At 73.6% G+C, this 16458-nt stretch carries 13 protein-coding genes; 3 read left to right on the forward strand and 10 right to left on the reverse strand.

Going from position 1 to position 16458, the window contains the following annotated elements; all coding sequences use genetic code 11:
* Positions 1-16: 16 nt before the first annotated feature.
* Entirely contained in the window at positions 17-1981 is a 1965-nt protein-coding gene (locus Dvina_RS38480; RefSeq protein WP_223094641.1) for a hypothetical protein, read from the reverse strand.
* A 108-nt stretch (positions 1982-2089) separates the two neighbouring features.
* Here Dvina_RS38480 and Dvina_RS38485 point away from each other — a divergent pair, with 108 nt between their 5' ends.
* Positions 2090-4819: a putative alpha/beta hydrolase gene (locus Dvina_RS38485; RefSeq protein WP_223094643.1), complete on the forward strand. Its 2730-nt coding sequence runs from the start codon at positions 2090-2092 to the stop codon at positions 4817-4819.
* 57 nt (positions 4820-4876) lie between these two features.
* On the opposite strand, the gene Dvina_RS38490 is transcribed toward Dvina_RS38485, so the two are convergent.
* The 7 genes from Dvina_RS38490 to eccCa all read right to left on the reverse strand — a co-directional run bounded on the left by Dvina_RS38490 (position 4877) and on the right by eccCa (position 12563).
* A complete protein-coding gene (locus Dvina_RS38490) occupies positions 4877-5212 on the reverse strand; it encodes a hypothetical protein (RefSeq protein WP_223094645.1) in 336 nt (111 codons plus the stop codon).
* A gap of 12 nt (positions 5213-5224) precedes the next feature.
* On the reverse strand, positions 5225-6811 hold the full coding sequence (locus tag Dvina_RS38495) for a hypothetical protein (RefSeq protein WP_223094647.1): 1587 nt from the start codon (positions 6809-6811) through the stop codon (positions 5225-5227).
* Between the two features lie 12 nt (positions 6812-6823).
* A complete protein-coding gene (locus Dvina_RS38500) occupies positions 6824-7165 on the reverse strand; it encodes a hypothetical protein (protein WP_223094649.1) in 342 nt (113 codons plus the stop codon).
* A gap of 62 nt (positions 7166-7227) precedes the next feature.
* Positions 7228-7527 carry a hypothetical protein gene (locus tag Dvina_RS38505; RefSeq protein ID WP_223094651.1) on the reverse strand — a complete coding sequence of 100 codons (300 nt, stop codon included), beginning with the start codon at positions 7525-7527 and terminating at the stop codon, positions 7228-7230.
* Between the two features lie 16 nt (positions 7528-7543).
* Entirely contained in the window at positions 7544-7864 is a 321-nt protein-coding gene (locus tag Dvina_RS38510) for a hypothetical protein (RefSeq protein WP_223094653.1), read from the reverse strand.
* Positions 7865-7902: 38 nt separating this feature from the next.
* Positions 7903-8520, reverse strand: coding sequence for a hypothetical protein (locus Dvina_RS38515; protein WP_223094655.1), 618 nt, complete (start codon positions 8518-8520; stop codon positions 7903-7905).
* Positions 8521-8588: 68 nt separating this feature from the next.
* Positions 8589-12563 (reverse strand): type VII secretion protein EccCa, encoded by a 3975-nt coding sequence (gene eccCa, locus Dvina_RS38520; RefSeq protein WP_223094657.1) that lies wholly within the window; start codon positions 12561-12563, stop codon positions 8589-8591.
* Between the two features lie 126 nt (positions 12564-12689).
* Here eccCa and eccD point away from each other — a divergent pair, with 126 nt between their 5' ends.
* Both eccD and mycP read left to right on the forward strand, forming a co-directional pair.
* Positions 12690-14081, forward strand: coding sequence for a type VII secretion integral membrane protein EccD (eccD, locus tag Dvina_RS38525; protein WP_223094659.1), 1392 nt, complete (start codon positions 12690-12692; stop codon positions 14079-14081).
* Positions 14078-15343 carry a type VII secretion-associated serine protease mycosin gene (gene mycP / locus Dvina_RS38530; protein WP_223094661.1) on the forward strand — a complete coding sequence of 422 codons (1266 nt, stop codon included), beginning with the start codon at positions 14078-14080 and terminating at the stop codon, positions 15341-15343. The genes eccD and mycP overlap by 4 nt, the downstream gene beginning before the upstream one ends.
* A 230-nt stretch (positions 15344-15573) precedes the next feature.
* On the opposite strand, the gene Dvina_RS38535 is transcribed toward mycP, so the two are convergent.
* Positions 15574-16116, reverse strand: a complete 543-nt coding sequence (locus Dvina_RS38535; protein ID WP_223094664.1) for a 3-hydroxyacyl-ACP dehydratase FabZ family protein — start codon at positions 16114-16116, stop codon at positions 15574-15576.
* Complete coding sequence (locus Dvina_RS38540) at positions 16113-16451, reverse strand: 3-hydroxyacyl-ACP dehydratase FabZ family protein (RefSeq protein ID WP_223094666.1); 339 nt, start codon at positions 16449-16451, stop codon at positions 16113-16115. The genes Dvina_RS38535 and Dvina_RS38540 overlap by 4 nt, the downstream gene beginning before the upstream one ends.
* Positions 16452-16458: the final 7 nt, after the last annotated feature.

The following is a 16458-nucleotide window of genomic DNA, read 5'->3' on the forward strand; positions in this document are numbered from 1 at the left end:
GCGTGAGCGGGCGCGCCTACGCCGGTAGCGGTGGGCGGACGTACACCGTGTTGCGCACGCCGCGGGTGGACAGGGAGCGGGTGAAGAGGCCGTGCATGCGGCCTGACTGCTCCGGCCAGCCCGCCCGGGTGTGGGCGGCCGTCACGTCGAAGGTGCGGCGGTCGCCGGTGGTGGCCAGCCAGTCGCCGATGCGGCGGGACAGTTCGGTGTTGCCGATCATCGGGCGCATGAAGGCCGTCGCCGTCGTCACCTCGGTCACCGTGCCGGTCGCCGGGGAGATGCGCAGCGCTATGCCGGCCCGGTGGGCCGCGGCCACCTCCTCGTTCATCACGCCCGGGATGGTCGGGGCCACGGCCGCGGGATCGGCCGGCAGGCCCGCGGCGGCCAGCACCGCGGCGACGAGCGCCGGCTGCCACCCGCGGACCTCGTAGTAGACCTTCACGCCGAAGCGGCCGTCGCGGCTCAGGCCCAGGCCGAGCTCCTGGCAGAACCCGTACCCGTCAAGGCCCTCGAGCACCCGCAGCGCCGGCGCACCCGCCGGTAGGCCCAGCCGGTGCAGGGCGGCCACGACCCGTTCCCGGGCCCGTCCGTCCGCCAGGTCGTGGTGCAGCGTGCTCAGGTACACCTTCAAGGTCTCACCGCCGCCGGTCGAGCTGTCGACGCCCGCCCACACCCAGAAGCGGCACCCCTCCGGCACGGGCAGCGAGGGGTCGACGAGCACGTCCACGGCCGGGCGGACGGCGTCCCACGCGGCGGTGCAGTCCAGCAGCGCGGCGGTGCGACCGATTGCCGCCAGGCCGCTCAGCGCCCGGGCGTGGGGCGGCAGGACCGGGTCGCCGATCTCGGTCGTGTACCGCAGCGACGGCTCCCCGTCCGTCGCCGAGAGCTCCATCGGCAGGCCGCCGGCCAGGCCGGACAGCTGGGCGCTCGGCCACGGCGCGGGTGCGGCCAGCGACTCGCGGGTCAGCTCCGCGAAGACCGACGCGGCGCGGTCCGGGTCCAGGCCGAGATCGGCGGCGAGCACGGCGACGGTCCGGTCGTAGCCGTGGCCGGTCCGGTCGCGCCCGGGCGGGCCCGTGAGGTCGCCACCGGCCAGGTCGGGGCCCGCGACGAGCAGGGCGCGCAGTGCGGTGGCGGTGGTGAAGACGCCGCGGGCGTCGTGGCTGCGCTCGGTGACGCCGCCGCCGGTCGGGCTGGGGACCAGCAGCTCGGCGTCGCCGGGCCAGCCGCCGCCGGGGCGCTCGGCGGCCAGGAGGGGCCGGGCGTCGGCGGGGCCCTCGGTGAGGGCGTAGGCGTGCAGCCACAGCGCGTGGCCGAAGGCGGTGGCGGGGGGCCGGACCGGCGCCGGTACCGGGGTCAGGCCCGGCCGCCCCGCGACAGTCCACGCCTCCAGCGCCAGCACCGTGGGGTAGCCGTCCTCGGCCCACCAGATGCTCGTCCACCTCCCCGGCGGGCGCTGCCAGCCCGCGATGAGCTTCGTCCAGCCCGCGGCCAGCTCGGCCCGGTCGAGCACGCCGGCCTCGTGGCGGGCCAGCAGGGCGGCCGCGCTGACGTCCGGGGTGGGCTCCGACCAGTGGCCCTTGCGGTACACGTCCGCATACGTGCGGTAGCCGGTCTCGCTCTCGTGGGCGGCCAGGAACTCGAGCGCCGCCGAGGGCACGGGGCGCCCGCGCGCAGCCAGCAGCCGCACGGCCCAGGCCGTCGAGTCGGCATCCGGCGCGACATTGCGGTGGTACCCCCACACGCCCCCGCCACCCGCGGCGCCGAGCAGCCAGTCGGCGGCGGCGTCGGCTCCCGCGGCGGCGGCCGCACGCACGGCCGGGGCCAGGTGCTCCGAGCGGGCGGCGGCGGCCAGCGCGGTGCCCGCGTAGCCGGTCACCCACGTGTCGGACGTCCCGACGGCCACCATGAAGTCGCTCCAGCTTCCGCGCGGATGCTGCAGCCGCCGGAGGTACTGCACCGCCCGGGCCGCGACCTGCATGCCGTTCCCCCGTTCACAACGATCTGTCGATGAGCCTCGACCTGCGATTATCGACGTGCATGGCAGAATACTGGGATCACGGGGTGTGTACCGACACGGGGAGCGTCGATGGCCGATTTTTCGCAGGAGTCGTTGGTGGCGGCCGCCGGGGTGGACCCCTGGAAGCTGCAGGCCAAGTTCGCCGCCGGGGATCCGGAAGAGATCTACGCGATGGCGAAGGGTTTCAACCAGGCGGCGGCCCAGCAGGGTGACGCGGTCACGCTGGCCACCAAGGGCCTCGAGACGGCCGGCGACGGATACAAGGTGAACAACGCGACGCCGATCGACGTGAACGCGCAGGTCGCCGAGGCGTCCAAGTCGCTGGGCAACAAGGGCGAGAACCTCGGCAAGATCGCGCGGCTGCTGTCGGAGACCGCGAGCGACCTGTCGCAGCGCACGGCGACCGCCAACACGCAGATCCAGACGCTCGTCAGCGACGTCAACGGGATCATCGGCGAGTGGAACCAGGAGGTCCGGCGGATGCACAACCTGCCGGAGTTCCAGCAGGACCGGCAGTCGTTCATGAAGCCGTACCTGGACCGGGCCGTGCAGAAGGTCAAGGACGCCGGCGTGCCACTGACGAAGTCCATCGCCGACTACGAGAAGTATCTGGCCGACCACCTCAAGTCGATGGCCGACCTCGGGTACATCCCGCCGAACGCGCTCGACGAGGGCCCGGGCGACGTCGACGTGCCCGACCCGACGGCCGCCGCCAACGGGACGGTCGCGGCGACGAAGCTGACCGACCCCAACGCGGCCAAGGCCGCCTTCGCGCAGAACACGCAGTACCTCGACCTGCTCAACAAGAAGGCGAAGGCCGGCGTCGCGCTGAGCGAGGCCGAGAAGAACTGGCTCAAGGGCTACTACGAGGCCGTCACCCCGCACTTCGGCGAGATCAAGGACTGGGCCGACAAGACGGCCGGGGTCAAGCCGGGCGAGAAGCCCAACCAGAAGGACCCGTTCGTCCAGATGGTCAGCCGGGTCGGCGACGGCTTCCTGAACCTCTCGCAGAACGTGCCCTACGACGAGCTGCCGAAGTCGGCCCGGGACATCATCGCCAGCAACCTCGGCGTCACCGACGCGGCGAACCAGGCCGGCTTCTTCGCCACGCCGGGCGAGCGGCACCTCCCCGAGCCGTGGCCGCCGAAGACCGACCCGGCGCTGCTGGCCGCGGCCGGGTTCACCGGGCTGCTCAACGACTACTCCAGCGACGACGTGAAGCCGAGCGCCGACCTGGCCTCGCACCTCAAGGACTCGTCGCTGCGCTGGAAGCACCAGATCAACGTCATGTACGCCAACTACAAGGCGGACTACCCGATCGCGAAGGCGTACGGCTACGGCGGCCCCGAGCTCTCCGAGGCCGACTTCAACAAGCTGATGCCGGACGAGCTGTCCTCCGACGCGCTCGGCGTGGTGGCCCGCAACCGCGACTACACCAACTCCTGGATCGTGAACAACGCGGCCGAGCGCCGCGAGGTCATGGGCATGAACTGGCAGTCCGGGCAGGGCGCGGCCGACGTGATCGTGTCGGCGACACTGCGCGGGCACGGGCTCGACGACACCCGGGCGGCCCAGGCCGGCCTGGCCATCGTGCAGGACGCGGCCACCGACTACGACGGCCTGGCGAAGATGGCCAACACACAGGTCAAGGGCGCCATCGCGAACGTCGGTGTCTTCTACCTCGACTCGTTCGCCAACTACGACACCGGCCCGAACCACGTCCAGACGATCACGCTGCCCAACGGGCAGACGATCTCGGGCTTCCAGATGGACGACGCGACCCGCGGCAACTTCCTGAAGTTCGTCGCGGCCAGCGACAAGGACATCTACACGCACTTCCGCGAGGCCACGCTGACCCGGGGCAGCGACTACCTGCAGATGGCGATGGCGGCCGGGCACACCGACCCGCACGACCCCGAGTACGTCAAGGCGATGAACAACGCCGTGCGGCTCAACGCCATGACCGACGGTGCGGCGGCCGGGGTGCTGCTCGACATGGCCCACGACGGCGCGTCCGACGACCAGCGCAAGAAGATGGCCGAGGACCTGGCCTACGCGCAGCAGATGTCCGACTACGAGGTCAAGCAGGGCTACGTCAAGGCCGTGAGCACGGTGTTCGACCTGGCCGGCCTGGTCACGCTACCGACCGGGGTGGGCACGGCGCTCGACGTCGGCTCGACCGCCTTCGGCATGATCACCGATGCCGCGATCCAGGAGCCGAAGGCGCCCGACCAGAACACCTACCTGACGAACCTGCAGGGGTACATCAGCGACCTCTCCAAGGCCCAGAGCGCCGACGCGGCCGCCCACGCCCGGGCCACGGACAACATGGTCGCGATGACGATCGACGCCAACGCCCGGGCCGGGCACCCGATCACCTACACCGACGCCTCGGGCAACGTGGTCCAGGTGAGGATGGACTCCGACGGGCAGTACCCGGAGTCGGTGGTGCAGGACATCTACAACAGCCAGCAGCCCTACACCCAGCAGCTCGGCGGGCACACGATCGACCAGCTCATCGGCGGCACGGAGTCGAACACCGACCAGCACGGGGGCGGTTCCCAGGCCCAGTTCTCGCAGTCCGCGTCGGGCACCCAGCCGCTGCAGGTCGGCTCGCTCAGCGACTCGGGCGGCAACTGGACCAACTCCGACGACCAGTACCGCATCTACTACGGCGACGAGACCCGCTTCCAGTACCACGAGCCGACCCAGTGGGACGGCGCCTACGTGGACAAGCAGGTCCCCGACAACAAGGGCGACTCGAAGACCACCGAGCCGCTGATCCCGGGCGCCAAATAGACGGAGCCGGGGACCGCCTGCGCGGTCCCCGGCCTCCCGTCCAGCGCGTTCGGGAGCTCAGGCCATCCCGTCGGCCACCGACCGGGACACGCCGTTCTGCGCGGCCACCGTGGTGACCTGGGTGAGGGTGTCGCCGGCGTCGGCGGTCACGTCGGCCCGCTGCCCGGAGACGTCGGTGTTCACCGACGCCGTCGTCGCGCCCCGGGCGTGCTCGGCCTTGGCCTGGTCGAGCACGTTGGCGAGCGCGCCGGCCGGGCCGACGTCGCCGAACGCGCCCGCCGAGACGAGGGTCCCGCTGACCGTCTGCCCGGCCGTGTCGGCCGCCTGGCTGGCCTGCCGGCTGATCCGGCCGCCCTGCCGCAGCTGCTCGGTGTCGTACGCCATGTCCGCCACGGCGACCTCCTCCTAGTCCTCGCCCAGCACGGGCGGGCCGGCCTGCTGGCCCGACGACCATACATCGTCCTCGACCAGCCAGTCGGGCCGCTTGCGCCGCTTGCCCGCCCGCTCGTCGGCCCCGCCGGCCTGGGTCGGCGGCAGGTAGGAGCCGCGGCCGCCGCTCTGGCCGGCCGCCCCGGCCCGGCCCGCGACCGGCTCCATCGGCTCGCCGGGCAGGCGACCCGCCCGGCCCCGGGCCGCGTTGGCCCGCGCCGCGGCGCTCGACCCGGCCCCGAGCGGCGGCTCCTCGGCGGCGCCGAAGCCCCGCCCGCCACCACCGCCGCCGCCACCGCGGCCGAGGGTCCGGGCCAGGCCCCGGTTGGTCCAGGTCGACTCCGGCTCGGTGATCAGCGACCGGCGCCGGTTCGCGCCACGGCCGCTGTCGGGCCCGCCGGCCAGGCCGCCCTGCATCGGCGGCACGAACGGGCGGCCGCCCTGGCTGGCCTCCTTGAGCGCCAGCTGCTCGGCCGCGTACGCCTTCGCCGCCATCTTGTCGGCGGCCTGCTGCTGCAGCTGCAGTGCGGCCGGGTTGCCGGGCGCGAGGCTGGGCGGCTGCAGCCCGCCGTACAGCCCCGTCAGGCCGCCACCGCCGCCCCCGCCGCCGGCGAGCACCGGGCTGAGGCCGGGCGCGCCGCCGAGCAGGCCGGTCGCCGGGTTGCCGCCCTCGAGGCCCTCGAGGCGGTTGGCGTACTGCTCCACGTCGCCGAACGGCTTGCCGGTGACCGGGTCGATCCAGCGGCCGGTCGTCGGGTCGAACTCCTGCCCGGTGGTCGGGTCGATCAGGTAGCCGGTCCGCGGGTCCTTGACCCAGCCGGCGAAGTCGCCGTCGCCGGGGCCGACCACTGACGAGCCGGGGAACTGCCCGTTGCCGACCTGCGTGCCGTTGCCGGTCGTCGTCGTCCCCGCGCCGACGGTACCGACGCCGACGATGGCCGCCGCCGCGCCGCTGCCATTCCCGTTGCCGTTGCCATTGCCGTTGGTGTCGTTCGACAGCGGCTGGGCGCCGCCGCTACCGCCGGTGCCGCCGCTGCCACCGGCGCCGCCGTTGTCGGCCGAGCCGCTGCCGGCCCGGGTCGGGGCGGAGTCGAGCGCGCCGGGCTGGAAGGCGTTGTAGGCCGCCGTCCACTTGGTCAGCTCGGCGTTGAGGACCTGCGCGGCCTGCTCCTCCCGGCGCTGGATGGCCTGGGCGCGGCCGACCGAGAGCGCGTCCTCCGGCCCGACGATCTTGTCGACGGCTGCGTTGAAGGCGTAGCTCTCCTCGTACATCGTCATCTGGGCCTGGCTGCCGGTCGTCGACGCCTTCGAGAGGCCCTCGGCGACGGCGGTGGCGTAGCCGCTGACGTTGCTCATCCAGCCGGCCACCGGGATGGCCCGGTCACCGAAGTTCTGGTACGGCTCGCCGTACTGCGCGGTGACCTTGTCCGCGGTCCCCTGCAGGTGGCCCGCGGCCGTGCGCAGCGCCTCGGCGAAGTTGCGCCAGGTGGTGGCCACGGACTCGAGCGAGTACGGCTCACCGCTCTCGATCTTTTCCTTGGCCGTCCAGTAGTCGTAACCCATGTTCGCTCCGGTCTACTCGAGCATCTGGCCGTGCCGGGCCGCCGCCTGGGTGGCCGGGTCGACGGCGTGCGCCAGCTGCGCCGCGGCGAGCGTGCGGCTGGCCAGGTCGGTCATGTCGATCCCGACCTTCTCCAGCTCCGCGGCCATCGACTTGTAGGCCGCGGACAGCCGGGCGAACGCTGCCGGGCCGCCGCCGATGTCGCCGAACGCGGCCTCGGGGATGAGGTTGCTCAGCAACTGCGCCTGCAGATCGGCCGGCTTCTGGTTCTTGCGTATCTCGGCGGCGGCCTGCTCCAAGCGGAGCGGGTCGAACACCTGCCGGCCGTTGTCAGTCCATCCGTACGACTCGCCCACGTCTTCCCTCCAGGCGACAGGACCTTACGGGCCGGGTGAGCCCCGGCCCGCTCTGCGTGTTGTCAGCCGGCGATGACCCGGCTCATCTGCTGGTTGGTGTCCACCGAGATGTTGCCGATGTTGTGCACCGCGACCTTCTGCTGGTTGAGGTCGGCGGTGTACTGCTGCGTCTTGGCGTGGTACTGCGCCGAGCGCTCGTCGAGCGACGAGCCGGTCAGCGCGTCGAGGGCCTCGGAGACCACGCCGTTGAGGCGGGTGCGCACGCCCTCCCAGATCCGGTCCCAGTCGGCCTGGGAGTTTCCGGTGATGTTCGCGATGTTCGCGATGTCCTCGTTCTTGAACTCGATGTAGCTGCTGGTCATAGTGGTGGCCCCTCTCTCACATACCCGACGCGACGGACGCGCCGGCACCGTTGCGGGCGGCCTGGGTGGCCTGGTCGGAGCCGGCTTCCGCGGTCGCCCGCAGCTTGGCCAGGTCGGCCTGGAGCTGGCCGAGCGTCTCGGACAGGGCCTTGCCGCCGCCGCCGAGGCCGTTGAACGTCGACGAGGTGATCTGCCCCGCCGGCGCCTTCATGGCCGCCTCGCTGAGCCCCGCCTGGGCGAGGATCTTCTGGGTCACGCCCTCCATCTCCTGGATGGCGCCGCTCACGACGTTCTCGGCGGCCAGCACGGCCGCCAGATCGATCTTTGCACCGGACACTTCGTACCCTCCTCAGGGTTGGGTTGCTTGCCGGTCGGTCACTGCAGAGCCGAGCACGACTCGGTCAGATGGTCCTCCGCGGTGCGCGCCTTCGCGTAGACGGCGAGCACCTTGGAGTCGTCCTTGGCCTTGGCCGCCGCGACGGCCTCGGAGATCGCCGCGTCCGCGTCCGCGAGGTCGCTGTACACGACGAAGCTCTCGGGCACCTTCGCGTCCTTCAGCCGGGACCGCGTCGTCGCGATGCCCCCGTGGTAACCCTCCGTCACGCTGACCGTCTCGGCCCACGTGTCGTCCGGCACCTTCTGTCCCCGCTGCACCCACTTGACCTGGTTGGAGGCCCACGAGGCGGCGAAGATGTGGATGTCGCCCTGAGCGTAGGTGCAGGTCGAGCCGGAGATCGGCGCGACGCCGGCCGGCCGGGTGAGGTTGCGCGAGGGCGGCTTGGTGTATCCCGACGGGGACGCCGCCGCCGAGGCGGAGGGCGTGGCCGGGGAGAGCGCCGGAGCCGGCTGGGTCGAGGTCACGCCCGCGCTCGGCGCGGTCTGCGGTGCGGGCTCGTCCGAGCAGGCGGCAGCGAGGGCGATGACCACCGTCGCCACGGCTGCGGACCGCAGGATCGTGAAGACCTTCAACAAACCGGCACCCCCGTCAGACACCTCTGTCAATATATCGACCCCGGGCAACCACTTGGGGCCATCTAAAGATTTACCTGAGGAAACTTTGATCAAACCGTTTCCGGACGAGCATCGAGACGCGCCATTTGTACCGGTACAGTGCCGAACTTCCGATGCACGAGCGTGCCGCGGCCCGGCGGCAGGGAGGCGGGCCGGACACCGAACATGGGCGCCTCGTCACGCGGCGCACTCATCACGACCGCCGGGAAGCTCAGCTCGCGCATCGCGCCGAGGAACGGGTCCATCAGCGCGCGGGAGGCGCCACCGGCCCGGCGGGCGACGTACGGGTAGAAGCCGATGTCGCGGGCCTGGGACAGAAACGGCAGCAGCGGCAGCAGCGGGTTGACCCCCGACGTGACGAGCTCGTAGTCGTCGATGAGCAGGTACACGTCCGGCCCCGTCCACCAGCTGCGGTTGCGCAGTTGCTGCGGGGTGACGTCGGCGCCGGGCAGCCGCCGGGTGAACCCGGTGACCAGGCCGGCCACCACGTCCTCGGCCTGCGCCTGGTTCGCCGCGTAGCCGAGCAGCGACTCGCCGTCGAACTCGCCGAGCATGCCCCGGCGGTAGTCGATCAGGACCACCTTCGCCTGCTTGGCCGGCCAGGTGTCGACGACCTGGCGGCCGACCACCCGCAGCGTCGACGTCTTGCCCGACTCCGCGTCGCCCAGCAGGACCAGGCCCGGCTCGCGCCACTCGAACTCGACCGGGCGCAGCCGCCGCCCCTCGAGGCCGAGCACGATGCCCCGTTCCCGCGACTCCTTCGGCAGGTCGGCGAACTCCACGAGCGCCGGCAGCAGCCGGACCCGGGGCGCGGCCGGGCCGTCCCAGTAGTCGGTGACCGCCTGCACGAGGCCGCTGATCCCCGCCGAGAGGTCGTCGACCTGGCGCCGCCTGTCGATGCGCGGTACCGCCGCCAGGAACTGCATCCGATCGGCACTGACGCCCCGGCCCGGGCGGTCGCCCGGCACGGCCAGCTGCGCCTTGCGGTCGATCTCCGAGTCGAGCGCGTCGCCGAGCTTGAGCTCCAGCTTGGTGCCGATCAGGTCGCGCAGGCCGAAGCGCAGGTCGAGCCAGCGGTTCGCGGTCATCACCAGGTGCACGCCATAGGTGAGCGACCGGGCGGCCAGGCTGACCAGGGCCGTCTCCAGGTCCTCGTAGTCCTGCCGCAGCACCGACCAGTTGTCCACGACGAGGAAGACGTCGCCGAACCGGTCGTCGCCGCCACCGCCGTCCTCGCGCAGCCGCCGGTAGTCGGCCATCGTGTCCACGCCCAGCTCGCGGAAGCGCCGCTCGCGGTCCTCGATGACCGAGGTGACCTCGGCGACGATCCGCCTGACGGTCTCGGCGTCCTGGCGGCCCGCGACCCCGCCGACGTGCGGCAGACCGGCCAGCCCGAACAGGGTGCCGGAGAAGTCGAGCGCGTAGAACTGCACCTCGGCCGGGGTGTGCCGCAGCGCCAGGGCGCAGATCAGGGTGCGCAGCAGCGTCGACTTGCCCGAGCGCGGGCCGCCCACGATGCCGGCGTGGCCGCCGGCGCCGGCCAGGTCCACCCAGAGCGGGTCACGGCGCTGGTGGAACGGCCGGTCGACGATGGCCACCGGCACCTTCAGCGGCGCCGCGAGCGGGTCGGCGCCGAAGCCGCGGCCCGGGCGCACCCGCAGCTGGGGCAGCAGCATGTCGAGGGTGTCGGGGGTGTTCAGCGGCGGGAGCCAGACGCGGTGGGCCGGGGTGCCCTGGCCGGTCAGCTGGCCGACCATCGTCGAGAGCACGGTCGGGCCGCCGCTCTCGACCTCGGCCAGGTTGACGGTCTGCGCCGAGTCGTCCTGGTCCGGGGCCGGCCAGCCCGCACCCAGCTCGGCCGGGGCGGGCGGGGCCGCCTGGTACTCCGCCCGGAACGCCCGCACCTCGAGCCCGCCGCCCAGCAGCTGGTCACCGACCTGCTCCTGGGTGCCGTAGGGCCCGGAGACGTAGGCCGCCCGGAACCGGCGCAGGTTCGCGCTCTCGCCCCGCATGTAGCCGTGGCCGGGCGCGCTGGGCAGGCTGTACGCGTCAGGCACGCCGAGCACCGTGCGGCTCTCCTGCTCGGTGAAGGTGCGCAGGCATATGCGGTACGACAGGTTGGCTTCGAGGCCCCGCAGGCGGCCCTCGTCGAGCCGCTGCGACGCGAGCAGCAGGTGCAGCCCCAGCGAACGGCCGAGCCGTCCGATCTGGGCGAACAGGTCGGCGAAGTCCGGTTTCTGGGACAGCAGCTCGGAGAACTCGTCGACGACGATGAACAGGCTCGGCAGCGGCGGCAGGTCGGCGCCGCGCTGGCGGGCCCGGTCGTAGTCGCGGATCGAGACCAGGTTGCCGGCCGCGCGCAGGATCTCCTGGCGCCGGTTCATCTCGCCGGACAGCGCCTCCTGCATGCGGTCGACCATCGTGAGGTCGTCCTGCAGGTTGGTGATGACCGCGGCGACGTGCGGCAGCCCGGACATCCCGGCGAACGTCGCGCCGCCCTTGAAGTCGACGAGCACCAGGTTGAGCTGGTCCGGCGGGTGCGTCGAGGCGAGCGCCAGCACGAGCGTGCGCAGCAGCTCCGACTTGCCCGAGCCGGTGGCCCCGATGACCAGGCCGTGCGGGCCCATGCCGTCGTACGCGGACTCCTTGATGTCCAGCTCGAGGACCCCGCCGTCGGCGGCGATGCCGAGCGGGGCGCGCAGCCTGTCGCGCAGCGGGCGCGGCGCCCACAGCGCGGTCAGGTCCAGGTGGCCCGGGTCGTCGACGCCGAGCAGGCCCGGCAGCGTCTGGTCGACCGTCGCCAGGTCCTCGGCCTGCGCGGTCGCCACGTCGAGGCGGAACTCGGCGATCTGCTCGGCCAGGGCCGCGGCCACCGCCGGGTGCAGGCCGTCCGGGCGCCCGAGCGCGGTGAGCGTGGTGCCGACCCGGGTGTCGAGCCGCCCGTCGGCGACGACCAGCTCGACGCCGTGCCCGCGGACCAGCTCGGCGGTGCGCCCGTCGAGGTCGATGACCGTCGCCGCCTGCAGCCCGTCCGGGTTGAGCAGCAGCTCCTGGCCGGTGGTCAGGCCGCCGTCGAGGACGATGAGCAGGTGCGGCAGGTCCGGGTCGACGGCCGCGTGCCGGTTGAACCCGGCCCGGTTGGCCAGCTCGTCCTCGAGCCACTCCTCCAGGGCGGTCATCGACGGGCTGACCAGGCGGACCGGCCCCGCGTGGTCGACCTCGGTGCGGTGCTGGGCGTGCGGCAGCCACTTCACCCACGCCCAGCCGGACGCCTCCGGGTCGCCGGTGCAGACGGCCACCCGCAGGTCGCCGGGGGCGTGCCAGGTCACCGCCTGCGCGACGAGTGCCCGGGCCAGCGCGCGGGCCTCGTCCCGGTCGCCCGAGAGCGCGATCGCGGCGTAGCGCCGCAGCGACAGCTGCACCGGCAGCTCGGGAACGGCCGAGTGGCTCGCGATGAACCGCCGCAGCGCGAGGGCGCACAGCGGGTCGAGGTCCTCCACCGGCCCGGACTCGCCGGGGACGAGCCGGGTGGCGAGATACTGGGTGCCCACGCCGAGCCGCAGCCAGCCGTAGTCGGGGTCGGTCACCCGCCGCTCCCACAGCCGGGCACCGGCCGCGGCCGCCCACAGCTGCTCGGGCGGCGGGGCCACCCACGCCGCGGCCTCCCGCTGGGCGTCCACCGTGCGCCGCACCCGCTCGCGCATCCGGTCCAGGTAGCGCAGGTAGTCGCGGCGGTTGTTCTCGGCGTCGGCGCGCTGGGTGGCCCGGGCCCGCAGCAGCGAGCCGGCCACCATCGCCAGGGACGAGAACAGGAAGAACGAGCCGGCGACGTACGTGATCGGGTTGCCGGGGGCGGCGAAGAGGTACGCCACCGAGCCGAGCCCGGACAGCGCGGGCAGCGCGGTCAGCCACACATTGCCGGTGTCCGCCTTGGTGAGCTCGGGCGGCGGCTGGAGCAGCACCTCACCCTCGGGCACGCTCGGCCGCGGAACCCGGGACGGGCGCCGGAACGCGGTCGTGGGCAACTTGACACCCCCGTGTCACGTACGGTGACCGTCGCTGCGGTCGGTGGCAGTCCTCGATCGACGAAGTTACCCTACGATCCGTTGTCACACAGTGTTCGAGCAGGCCGGATTGCCAACGGGGGAGCAATGACTCGGAGTGTTGCCGTACCACCGAAGGCCGATACCGGCCACGGCGGGGCATTCTGCCGCATCCGGCTGGCCGCGCCCGGCGTCCAGGTGGACCTGGCCGTGCCGTCCGCGGTGCCGCTGGCCCGCCTGCTGCCGATGCTGCTGCGCCAGGCCGGCCAGGCCGAGTCGGAGGCCGGCGGCTGGGTGCTGTCCACGGCCGACGCCGAGCGCCTCGACCCGCACACGACGCTGTCCGAGGCCGGCGTGCCCGAGGGCGGCCTGCTGATCCTGCACAGCGCGGCCGAGCGCACCGCGCCGCCGGTCTACGACGACGTGGTCGAGCTCATCGCCGAGGGCGGGGTCCGCCGCCCGTGGGCCACCCGCGAGCTGCGCCTGGCCTGCGCGGCGCTCGTCACTGTCGCAATGCTCGGCACGCTCGGCGCCCTGGCCGCCGCCGGCGGTGTCCTGCCCGGCGCCCTGGCCGGCGGGGTCGCCGCGCTGCTGCTGGCCATCGCGTGGGCGATGTCCCGGGCCGCCGACGACCAGCCCGCCGCGACGCTGGCCGCCGCGCTGGCCGCGCCCGCCGCCGCGCTCTGCGCCGCCGAGCTCCTGGGCGGCGGCTGGGGCCGCGGGCACCTGCTCATCGCCGGCGCCGCCGTCCTGCTGGTGGCCGCGGTCGCACCGGCCGTGGCGGGCGGCGGCGACCACGTGTTCGCCGCCCTCGGCATCATCGGCCTCGCCGGCGCGCTCGGTGCCCTCATCGCGATCCTGGCCGAGGCCCGCCCCGCGGCCGCCGCGGCCGTCGTCGCCCCGCTCGCCCTGGCCGCCATCACGATGCTGCCGACCATCGCCCTGCGCTCGGCCCGCCTCCCCCGCCAGCCCCTCCCCCGCACCGCCGAGGACCTCAGCCAGGTCCCGGGCCGCCTCGACCTGGAGCGGGCGACGCGGCAGGTGGCCCGCGCCCGGCAGCTGCTGTCCGGCCTCCTCGCCGGCTGTCAGGCGGTCATCGCCGTGGGCGTGCTCGTCCTGGCGGCCGACCAGTCGCTCTGGTCGCGGCTGCTGGCGGGGGTACTCGCCCTGCTCGCACTGCTGCGCGGACGGCTGTTCCGCGAGCGTGAACAGGTGGCCGCCGCGGTCCTGTCGGTGACCCTCATGCTGCTGGCCGGCGCGGGCATCCTGGTGGTCCGGTTCACCGGCCACCCGGTGGTCCTGGTGGGCGTCCTGGCCCCGGCGCTGGCCGTGATCGCGCTGCTGGCCGCGGTCATCGGGGGCCTCACGGGGCGGCGGCGGGCGACCCCGCGGCTGGCCCGCGGCCTGGACGTGCTGGAGACGACCCTGATGCTCGGCGTCGTGCCGCTGGCGCTGGCGGTCTGGGACGTGTACCGGACGCTGATGGACCTGCGGGCGTGAAGCTCCTCATCGGCCTGCTGACGGCCGCCCTGGCCGCCCCGGTCCTCAACCCGGCACCGGCGCTGGCCCCGGTGCCCTGCCGCAACCCACCGGCCCCGGGCCAGCCGCTGCCCGCCGGTGCGCCCCGCGACCCGATGATCGCCCGCCTGGGCCTGGAGCGCGCCTGGGAACTCTCGACCGGCGCCGGCGTCACCGTCGCGGTCGTGGACTCGGGCGTCGACGGCGACCAGCCGAAGCTGCGCGGCGCGCTCGCGGCCGGCTACGACTACCTCGGCTCCCAGACCCCGCCGGGCTGGCAGCGCATCGCCGGTGGCCTGGGCGACTGCGGTGACAACGGAGCGTCACACGGCACCGCGGTGGCTGCCCTCATCGCCGCCCGCCCGAGCGACGACGACCGGGTCATCGGCGTGGCCCCGGCCGCCACCATCGCTCCCGTCCGCTTCGTGGACGGCATCGACAACGCCGCCCCCGAAATGCTCGCCAACGCCATCCGCACCGGCGCCGACATGGGCCAGGTCCTCAACCTCTCCTTCGCCGTCCCGGTGGACCGCCAGCCGATCCGCGACGCCGTCCAGTACGCGTTGAGCCGCAACGTGGTGGTCGTGGCCGCCGCCGGCAACGAGTCCTCGAACGGCACCGAGAAGTTCTACCCCGCGGCCTACCCGGGCGTGCTCGCCGTGGCCGCGCTGAAGCAGGACGGCACTCCCCTGGCCCAGTCCAACCGGGGCGACTGGGTGGGTATAGCCGCTCCCGGTGAGGCCCTGACCGCCCCGGTCTCCGGCGGCGGCTACGCGGGCGTGAGCGGCACGAGCTTCGCCACCGCCCTGGTCTCCGGCACCGCCGCCCTGGTCCGCTCCCGCTACCCGGCCATGCCGGCGGCCGAGGTGGTCAACCGCCTGACCTCGACAGCCGTCCCCCTGGGCGCCACCCACGACGACCGGGTCGGCGCCGGCATCATCGACCCCTTCGCCGCCCTGACCGCTCTGGGCCCGCCGGCCCCCGGACCTCGGCCCTCCGGCAGCGCCGCGGCCCCGCCCGCCGCCGCCGGCAAGGTCCGCGTCCTGCCCCGGCCGGACGCGGGCGGCGGCGTAGGCGAGCGCTGGGGCGCGCTGCTGGGCATCGTGGGCATCCTGGTGCTGGCCGCCGTGCTGGCGTACCTGGGCCGCCTGTCCTGGCGGGCCGCCCGCAACCGCCGCACGGCCCCGGCCCGGCAGGCACCCGCCGACGACCCGCTGGACCCGCCCGACATCAGCCTCGCCTGACCACGGGCCCGCGGCACCCGACCCGGCCGAGCACGGCCGCGGCCCGCACGGCGGCGTGGCTCCCCGGCCGCCTGCCGGCTGGGGAACCGCGCGTCGTGCGGGTGCTCAGTCCGTGGATGCCGGGACCCGAACTCTCTCGGGACCAGGTCGCCCGAGCCCCGGCCGCGCCAAGCGTTGCAGGCGGGCGTTGCGGAAACGTTGTGAATTTGTTGGAGCCGATGGCCGGTGGGTCAGGCGGGGATGTCCGGGCGGGGCAGGACGGCCATGTCGCGCAGCGCCAGGACGAAGCTCGCGACCTGCAGGACCAGCTCGCCCGCGCAGGTCGAGCGGCCCGACAGGATCGACGTGTCGCCGATGGTCTTCACGAGCTCGACGTGGTGTTCGACAACGCTGCCCGGGTAGACCGGGACGCCGACGCGCAGGTCGTTGATGGCGCCCGCGAGCTCGACCTTGCCCGCCAGGACGTCCGGGTTCGGGGTGTCCCAGGCGGCCAGGATGACCGCGGCCTGGGCCCAGGACTCGATCAGGAGCGAGACCGGGTACGCGTAGGCGTTCTCGTCAGCCGACGGCGACATCGAGGCGTAGGCCGGTTCGTTGCCGGTCACCGCCTTCACCGCCGTCAGCGTGCGGCCGGGGTCGACCGAGGTGACGCGGTCGACCAGGAGGATCGAGCGGCGGTGCGGGATGGTCCGTTTGATCGAGGCCTGGCCGAAGAGGTCCATGATTCCCGTGATGTCAGCGAGCTCGGCAACTGCGGGGATGCTTGTGGTCATGCGAGGACTCCCGTCGCGTGGCGGAGGCGGATCTCGGCCACCGGGCCGGCGGACGTGGAGACGCTCGTCGTGCTGCGCAGGCCGTCCTCGGACGGGGTCAGGACGAGGTCGAGCTGCAGGTGGTCGCCCGGATACACCGGCTGCAGGAAGCGGGCGCGCTCGACGGCGACCAGGCGGGCCTGCTCGTCACCCAGCCAGCGGCGCACGGCCTGGTCGGCGAACTCCAGGACGAACGCGCCGGGGAGCACCGGGAAGCCCGGGTAGTGGCCGGTGAAGACGGGATCGTTGGGGTCGGCGATCACCTCCGCGCGCGCCGTGAGACCGCTCTCGTCCACCGGTGTG

The sequence above is a fragment of the Dactylosporangium vinaceum genome, assembly GCF_019904175.1.
In the GTDB taxonomy this organism is placed as follows: Bacteria; Actinomycetota; Actinomycetes; order Mycobacteriales; family Micromonosporaceae; genus Dactylosporangium; species Dactylosporangium vinaceum.